The organism is Cyanobacterium stanieri LEGE 03274 (genome assembly GCF_015207825.1).
Lineage (GTDB): Bacteria > Cyanobacteriota > Cyanobacteriia > Cyanobacteriales > Cyanobacteriaceae > Cyanobacterium > Cyanobacterium stanieri_B.
On record NZ_JADEWC010000049.1, the window covers coordinates 1 to 8601 of the forward strand.

Here is an 8601-nt window from a genome sequence, read left to right on the forward strand (position 1 = left end):
CAGTTAATAAACAAGGGATCATTAATACACCGAACCAACCTACATATAAGCGGTTGTTGGTAGAAGTGATCCACTGACAAAACTGCTCCCATGCGGAAGACTGTTGTTGTTGTAAAGTGGTAGTCATCTTTTATGATTTCTTTATGATGTTTTCGAGGTACGATAATTAAGTGAAAAAATCACTCTGTAAGTATAATAATACATCAAGTAAAGTTTTGTCAAGGATTTTCAGAAAAGTTTTTTTAAAAATAACATCATAGATGTAGTGACTATGTGGTAAGCCTTGTCTTGCTTGAGTATCAGGGAAAGTAGGATATTGATATTTATACTGTGCGACTTAAAAGATTACGACTGGATGAAGGGTAAAAAAAGAAGTTTATGTAAAAAAATAGCTCTCAATCTGAGAAAATGAGAGCTTTTTGAGGGGAAAAAATTAAGAAAATGAGAATTTATTGTCCTGTAATGGAAAGGCTGTCAACCCAAATGCGAGGACATACACCACTCGGGGTTGTTTCTGCTTTTTCTTCGACAAAAACAATGGATTTTAATAAATCGAGGAAGTCTCCGGCAACGGTAGCGGCTTCTATACTGGTTTTTTCTCCTTTGTTAACTAACCATCCGTCAAAGGGCAATGAAAATGAGCCTTGTAATGAGTTTACCCCTGCATGGAGGGCTTGAACATCATCTATTAAAATTACGTTTTCGGCTTCTTCTAAGTTATAGGTTTGGCTGGGTTGTTGCCCTCGAAAAACATGAAAAAAATTGGGACTGATGCTGACTTTTGCTCCAATACTAGCGTTACCTGTGGGTTGAGCGTTCATTCTTTTGGCGGTGACGCTACTATGGAGAAAGTTGGTTAATACTCCTTCAACAATAAGAGGAAGGTTTTGGGTGGGAGTGCCTTCGCCGTCAAAGGTTTCACCACTAATATTGCCGGGGTGTAGGGCGTTATCGGATACGGATAGGAGTGGGGAAGCTATTTTTTCTCCGAGGGATTCGGGGGTAGAAAGGCTTTGTTTATCGAGGATACTTTGGGCGTTGTAAAGGTTGCTGAATGCTCCTAATAGACTTAGGAAGGCTTCGGGGGAAAAAACTACGGTGTATTTTCCTGATTTGATGGGTTGGTAGTCTAGGTGGCTGATGGTTTTGGTAACGGTTTCTTGGAAACAGCCGTCAATATCTAGTTTGGGTAGGCTAGGGGCTATTTTGTAAGCGCCTCCGCTACGGGGTTTTCTGTTTTCCTGTTCGGTGGTGGTGTATAAATAGATTGTGGCATAGGTGCGGTTTTCTTCTCGTAAAGCACCTTCGCTATTGAGGTAGAATCGTTCTATTTCTTGTTCTGAGATTCCATTATAGGGTACAGAGGCGATCGCACTGTGGGCGTTTAGTAAATCACTTTCTACTTTTAATAATTTCTCAATTAATTCGGCGGGGGGAGTTTGAGTGCCTAATTCTACTTTGACTTGCGGTAAGGGAGATTTGGCTTTTTCGCTAAAATCGGGGATATTTTCCTTTACGCCAAAATTACTGGCTTCGTAAGCGGTTTTGAGGGCGGCTTCAATGCCTTTGGCATCCACATCGGTGGTAGATGTCACCCCAATTTGATTATTATCATTCCAAACTCGCACAATGACACTGGATTTTTGGGAGGCTTTTACCTGTTTTGGTTCGCCCTGAAATACTTGTACGCTGGTTTGTTCCACCGTCAAGCCATAAATGTCATATTTTTTGATATTTAACTTCTCTGCTTTTTCTTTGGTGTTAAGGGCGATCGTTTGTACTTTTGACATATATTATAAAATGATTGCTATTTGTAATCAAAAACAGTATTAGGAGTCTGAAAATATTGTGTTCAGCCATATACAAATATAGCCAAAACTTAAGTTAGTCATTATTGAAACATTATTGTTTTAAAGGAAATAAAGCAAACTCATTTCTGATCTTATCAGTTAGCTTACGTCTATTTAACCAATTAAACTTTAATATATCCTCATTACCCGACATATTTTCTCCCCCTCCAAGGGTGTAGATTGCTCCAATATATGGTAGGGGCTTTAAAGGAAAATTTTGAGCCTTCATCTTATCCGGAATTTTTTGATGGTCAAGATAAAATTTATAGTATCCATATCCCCTATTATATTCAGGGTGATTAGGAATATCTAAAATATCATATTTGAGAATATTTGCAGTTCCTGAAAGAGTATAAAATCTAGTTCTTTTTATGTATATATAAGGTTTTCCTTCTAAATATTTATAGCCATTAGAAAAATACCAACCATTGCAAAAAGGATTTTCTTCCACTAAGGTTGCCAATTTTGAACTTACACAATCATCCGCATCAACTAACATTATATGGGTAGGGTTAAATTTTTTAGCTTCGACCAATCCTCGTAAAACTTTTCTACCTTTATCTGTTAATCCTTTAACTATTTTATTTGGATGTTCAGGAATATCATAAGTTACTTGTATATATTGCACCGCAGAATTAGAAAATTGAATTATTGGTTTCTCATGACAGACAACTAAAACTTTAAATTGAGAAGATGTTTGATTACAAATCGATTTTAAAGTTCTTTCTAATAATTGGCTCACCTTATACCATGATTTAGATACTTTCGCGCTCTTAAGAGGAACAATAAAAACTAACATATATTTTCTAAAATATAGAGGATAGTTAACAATCGTAACTCATATAAAGACTCTTGCTTAATTAATTATTTTTTTTTGCTCATATACTATTTATTATCTAAGATATATGATGAGTTTGTAAATTAAATAAACTGAAAGCAATGAATAATTCATTATTTTATATGGCAATTTAAATATTATGAAAAAGATAAAAATTTTATATATAGCTGGATGGGGGCGCAGTGGAAGCACCCTTTTAGGAAGAACATTAGGACAGATAAAACCTTTTTTTCACGGTGGAGAATTAAGAACAATTTGGAAGGATGGGTTACGAAAAAACAGTAAGTGTGGTTGTGGAAAACCTTTAAAACAATGTGAAGTATGGAGAAAAATTTTTGCCGAAAAAATAGGCGATATTAACTCGGTTAGTGATAAAGAAATGACTAAATTAAGAGAAAAAGTTGAGCCAAAAAATAAAGAATTAGTTTTATCTCATATTTTTCCTTCACAGAATAAAAATTCATCAGAGTTTCAACGGTACATACAAATTATTCACAATTTATATCAAGGCATTGCAATGGTAAATGATGCCGAATTGATTGTAGATGATTCATTGCATCCTGGTTATGCTTCGATATTAAATTTTACAGATAATGTTGAACTATATATGTTACACTTAGTTCGAGATCCTCGTGGTTGCGCTTATTCTTGGTTAAAACCATCACAGTATCTGGGAAATTACAACATTGTTGATAATGCTTTGGGTTGGAATTTAAGAAATATTGCTACGGAATTATTAGGTAGTCAAAATAAACAAAAATATATGCGGGTTTTTTATGAAGATTTTATTAAAAATCCTCGGCAAACAGTGCAAAAAATAGTGGATTTTGTGGGTTTTCCTGATGTGGATTTACCTTTTGTGGCTGATGATGAGGTAGATTTAGGTATTACCCATAGTGTGTTTGGTAATCCGAATCGTATGAAAACAGGGGTTGTCAAGTTAAAGTTGGATGAACAGTGGAAAACGAATTTATCTCGGCAAGATTATTTGAAGGTTACGGGGTTATGTCTTCCTATGATGTTGAGATATGGTTATCCAAAGAAATAAATAAGTAATTAGTCTTAGAATGAAGATAGTTTAATAGATTATGGGTGATGGTATGGAGATGAATGAGTTGGTGACATGGTTAAAAGAGCGCACCGCTATGAGTATTTTACCTGATGAGGTGTTAAAGACGATCGCCCCTAACCTTACTTTAACTTCTTGGGCAAAAAATGAAACCATTACCGAAGTCAACCAACCCATTAAAAATGTATATATCTTAGAAGAAGGGCAGGTAAAAATTGAGGGTACAAAGCAAACCTCCTGTGTCCTAGCTGGAAGCCTGATAAACCTAAGAGAGTTGATTTTGGAACAATCTGCCCAAAATAGTGTTACCACCATCACCAAGGCGAAATTATGGGCAATTCCTGCGGAAAAATTTACCCAGTTGATCCAGCAATACCCCGCCATCAGTCAGGCTTTTTCCCAACAACTAGCCCAAGAAATCGCCAATCTTTCTTCCCAATTAGATTTTGAGCAGGAAAGAAGAGAAGTATTACGCCCCTATCTGGTAAACAAAGCAAAAAGGGGAATTATCGGCAGAAGTCGGTATGCAGTCAGACTACGGCAAAATGTGAAAAATGCGTCAAAAGATCGTGAATCGGTGTTAGTTTTTGGGGAGCAGGGATTGGAGAAAGACAACCTTTCGGCTCTAATTCACTATGGTTCGGGCGATCGCCGTGAGCCTGTGGTTAAGGTGGATTGTGCCAAACTTCAAGCTAGTGGGGCAGAAATTTTTGGACGGGCAGGGGGTAAACCTGGTTTAATTGAGGCGGTAGGGGAAGGCACTCTGATTTTTAACAATATTCAAGATTTACCCTCAGAATTGTTACCCCGTATTGTACAACTATTGAAATCGAAAACCTATACTCCCATTACTAGAGGGCAAACCATTTTTAAGAGTGAAAAAGAATGTCAAGCCCGTTTAGTCTTTATCAGTGAAAAAGTCATTCCCGAAATTAGAAAACTTGTTACCCATGATATAAAAGTTCCTCCCTTGCGGGTGAGAAAGAGCGATATTGAAGATCAAGTGAACTACTACATCAGTTTAATTTGTCGCAACAAAAAAATTAATAAACCTCAAATTACCCTTGAAGCCCTAAGACGTTTACAAAGTTACGATTTTCCTAACAACCTACGGGAGTTACAAAACCTTATTGAAAGGGCGATCGTCCAAATAGCAGGAACAAATGAACTAACTGAGGAAATTATTTGGCCATCCCAAAGCAAAAAACGTCAGTTTCGTTTTAATCTTTTAACAGCTTATCCTAATTTTCGTCATTTTCTCCGTAGCCCATGGTGGCCAGATCGAATTAATTATGGCTTTACTTTAACAGTATTTGCTTTAGTGGTAATCATTCTCTTCATAGGGCCACAGACAAGGGATCAAAACTTTGCCCTTAACTTATTTTGGGCTTGGTGGTGGCCTTTAATTTTAGTGGCTTTTCCTTTTGTGGGTCGTTTGTGGTGTTCTGTATGTCCATTCATGATTTATGGAGAAGTTACTCAAAAATTGACTCAGATTTTATTCCCCAATTATCAATTGAAAAAGTGGCCTCGGAAAACAGCGGAAACATGGGGCGGTTGGTTTTTATTTACAGGTTTTGCCCTGATTTTGTTATGGGAGGAGTTATGGGATTTACCCAACACTGCTTATCTTTCTTCCTGTTTACTATTGTTAATTACGGCAGGGGCGATGATTTGTTCGGCCATATTTGAAAGACGTTTTTGGTGTCGTTATCTCTGCCCCATTGGTGGTATGAATGGGATGTTTGCTAAGTTGGCAATGACGGAATTACGAGCGCAGCAGGGAACTTGTTCGGCGGAATGTAATACTTATCAATGTTATAAGGGGGGGCCTGAGAAAGGAGAAGGGCAAGAAACCAATGGATGTCCTTTATATTCTCACCCTGCCCAAATGCAGGATAATCGGGACTGTGTCTTGTGTATGACTTGTTTAAAGGCTTGTCCCCATCGTTCGGTTACTTTCAATTTACGTCCTCCTGCGGTGGAGTTGTGGACAACTCATCAACCCCGTAGTTATGAGGTGGCGTTGTTGTTTTTGCTGCTCAATGCGGTGTTTTTGCACCTTACCCCGCAAATTAATGATTATTTTAATTTAGGTTTGGATTTAGATAATTTTTGGATTCACGGTTTAAGTGCGATCGCCCTTATCACTATTCCCGCTATAATCCCTCTAATAGCCCATGGTGTGATTCTCTTAGTTTGCAAACTTAATCAAATTCAATCCCGTAGTTTTATCGAACTTGCCTACGGCTATTTACCTTTAGTATTAACCGCCAGTTTAGCCTACTATTTACAAATGGGTTTAGGGGAAGCAGGGCGCGTATTACCCCTTTTTGCGACTACTTTTGGCTTAGATGGTAGTAATTTACCCATTTGGGTTGCCCATCCTGCGGTCATTGAATTTTTACAGGGAATAACCATTATTTTCGGGGTACTATTAACCGTCATTTTGAGTCAAAAAATAGCCCGTCAATCCTTCAAACTGCTATTACCTCAACACTTATCCAGTGTTAGTCTGGGGGTTGCTTTTTGGTTATTGATTGTGTAAGGTGCGCTGTAAATGTTGGCGAAATTCACGAAGTAGGGCATTCTCCCCTATTTCACGGCGTTTATTCAGAAAATCGAGAATAATTTGTTTAGATAGGATAGATAAAACCTGAGAATTTTCCCTGATTTCATAAACTCCCTTTTCCAAACAATAAATGACTAAATGTTTGCCATCAAAACGCCATATTTCCTTTACTCCCAAGGCTTCATAAACAGTTAAACGATTGAGGGAGGTAGATGTTATATCCACTTCGATGGCTAAATCAGGGGGAGGATCCATGGTAAAATCAAAAGAGAATTTTCCCCTAACTAATGGCTCATTTTGAATATAAAAACACTCATCAGGCTCAATACCTTTTTGTAAATCCTTACGGCTTAGGGTTGTTGAACCAAGACTGGCTATTTCTAATCCTAAAACTTCCGTGGTGACTCGAACTAAACAACCCAGAAAACTTTTATTAATTTCATGCTCTGGTAAAGGGGTCATAATTTCTAATATACCCTGATTAAAAGTCAACTTTTGATGGGAAGACTCTGCTAAATCCCATAATAAAGCCTGATAGGTTTCCCAGCGCACCCCCTCAAGGCGTGTCACATTATTCGATTTAGACAAAACTTCCGTAACCATGGCAAAACTCCCTTATGTTTTGATTTCCCTATGCTCTCTTATGATTATGGCTTTCCTAAAAAAATTCTGTGAGCTACAATTCTAAGGACTATTATAATTATTGGTATTAAAAAGGAATGGCAGAATTAACCCCTAACCCTAGTTTCAGTTTAACGGTGAGGTTAGAATTATTAAATAGGGCTGGTACTTTAGCAAAAGTTACCCAAGCGATTGCTGATGTGGGTGGTAGTTTGGGAGAGGTGCTATTGATTGAGCGTAGTTTGAAGATTACAAAAAGAGAATTACACATTGATGCCTCAAGTACCGAACACGCTGAGAGAATTGTTCAGGCCATTAAAAATATCCCCGAAATTAAAGTATTACACATTAGCGATCGCACCTTCGACATCCATCGAGGCGGTAAAATTCATATCCAAAACCGCATCCATATCTCCTCCTCCTCCGACTTAGCTATGGCCTATACCCCCGGAGTAGGGCGCATTTGTCGGGCGATCGCCGATAACCCTGAAAATGTTTTCTCTTTGACCATTAAAAGCAACGCCATTGCCATTGTTACCGATGGTTCCGCAGTTTTGGGGTTAGGAAACCTAGGGCCAGAGGCGGCCTTACCAGTGATGGAAGGGAAAGCCATGCTATTTAAAGAATTTGCCAACATCGATGCTTTTCCCGTCTGTCTCAATACTCAGGATGTGGAAGAAATCATCCAAACCGTTAAAAATATGATGCCCGTATTTGGGGGAGTAAACCTCGAAGACATCGCTGCCCCCCGTTGTTTTGAAATTGAAAGAAGACTACAGGAGGAGTTAGATTTTCCCATTTTCCATGATGATCAACATGGTACAGCCATTGTCAGCATTGCGGCGCTCATAAACGCCCTCAAATTGGTTAAAAAGGACATGAGCGATATAAAAGTAGTTATTAACGGTGCAGGGGCAGCAGGAATTGCCATCGCCCGTTTACTACAAAAAGCAGAATGCCATGGCATCGTTCTTTGTGATTCTAAGGGTATCATCAGTAAAGATAGAGAAAACTTGACCCCCGAAAAACAATCCCTCGCCGTGGCGCAAACAGGAAACCTCAAAGATGCCCTTGTCGGTGCAGATGTATTTATTGGGGTAAGTGCGCCCAAAGTGGTTACTAGGGATATGATTCGTAGTATGGCAAAAGATCCCATCGTCTTCGCCATGGCCAACCCCATTCCCGAAATTCAACCCGAATTAATCCAAGATGATGCGGCGGTAATTGCCACGGGTAGAAGTGATTATCCTAACCAGATTAACAACGTTTTAGCATTCCCCGGGCTTTTCCGTGGGGCGCTAGACTGTCGTGCCAAAACCCTCACCACCGAGATGTATTTACAAGCAGCAAGGGCGATCGCCTCTTTAGTACCCCCCAACATCCTCGACAAAGAACATATCATCCCCTCCGTCTTTGACGAACGTATTGTTCCCACCGTCGCCGCCGCCGTGCAACAGGCCGCCCGTGAAGCAGGAGTCGCTAGATTGTAACCAAAATAGGGTGGGCATTGCCCACCAACAAATCCTCCATGCTTAATAACCTAAGTTCGGGATAAAATTTATAGTCTTGTAAAGGCGTGAATAATTGACAATTGACAATGAATAATTGAACTATTTTACCCTTACTCCCCATCCCCTCCACTCCCATACTC

The 8601-nt window shown here is 38.9% G+C and carries 6 protein-coding genes and 1 pseudogene; 3 read left to right on the forward strand and 4 right to left on the reverse strand.

The window, feature by feature from the left end; genetic code table 11:
• The 3 genes and pseudogenes from IQ215_RS14435 to IQ215_RS13930 all read right to left on the reverse strand — a co-directional run.
• A pseudogene (locus tag IQ215_RS14435) lies at window positions 1-127 on the reverse strand (photosystem II q(b) protein); the annotation flags it as partial.
• A 322-nt stretch (window positions 128-449) separates the two neighbouring features.
• Complete coding sequence (locus tag IQ215_RS13925; protein WP_193802010.1) at window positions 450-1790, reverse strand: TldD/PmbA family protein; 1341 nt, start codon at window positions 1788-1790, stop codon at window positions 450-452.
• Between the two features lie 112 nt (window positions 1791-1902).
• Window positions 1903-2649 carry a glycosyltransferase family A protein gene (locus IQ215_RS13930; protein WP_193802011.1) on the reverse strand — a complete coding sequence of 249 codons (747 nt, stop codon included), beginning with the start codon at window positions 2647-2649 and terminating at the stop codon, window positions 1903-1905.
• Between the two features lie 178 nt (window positions 2650-2827).
• On the opposite strand from IQ215_RS13930, the gene IQ215_RS13935 reads away from it, so the two are divergent.
• Both IQ215_RS13935 and IQ215_RS13940 read left to right on the forward strand, forming a co-directional pair.
• A complete protein-coding gene (locus IQ215_RS13935; protein ID WP_193802012.1) occupies window positions 2828-3736 on the forward strand; it encodes a sulfotransferase domain-containing protein in 909 nt (302 codons plus the stop codon).
• A 52-nt stretch (window positions 3737-3788) separates the two neighbouring features.
• The gene (locus IQ215_RS13940) at window positions 3789-6305 is read left to right on the forward strand and encodes a sigma 54-interacting transcriptional regulator (RefSeq protein WP_193802015.1); all 2517 of its coding nucleotides are present in this window, start codon (window positions 3789-3791) and stop codon (window positions 6303-6305) included.
• Here the strand turns inward: IQ215_RS13940 and IQ215_RS13945 are convergent.
• Window positions 6291-6932, reverse strand: a complete 642-nt coding sequence (locus IQ215_RS13945) for a Uma2 family endonuclease (protein WP_193802013.1) — start codon at window positions 6930-6932, stop codon at window positions 6291-6293. The genes IQ215_RS13940 and IQ215_RS13945 overlap by 15 nt on opposite strands.
• A gap of 116 nt (window positions 6933-7048) precedes the next feature.
• On the opposite strand from IQ215_RS13945, the gene IQ215_RS13950 reads away from it, so the two are divergent.
• A complete protein-coding gene (locus IQ215_RS13950; protein ID WP_193802014.1) occupies window positions 7049-8440 on the forward strand; it encodes an NAD-dependent malic enzyme in 1392 nt (463 codons plus the stop codon).
• Window positions 8441-8601: the final 161 nt, after the last annotated feature.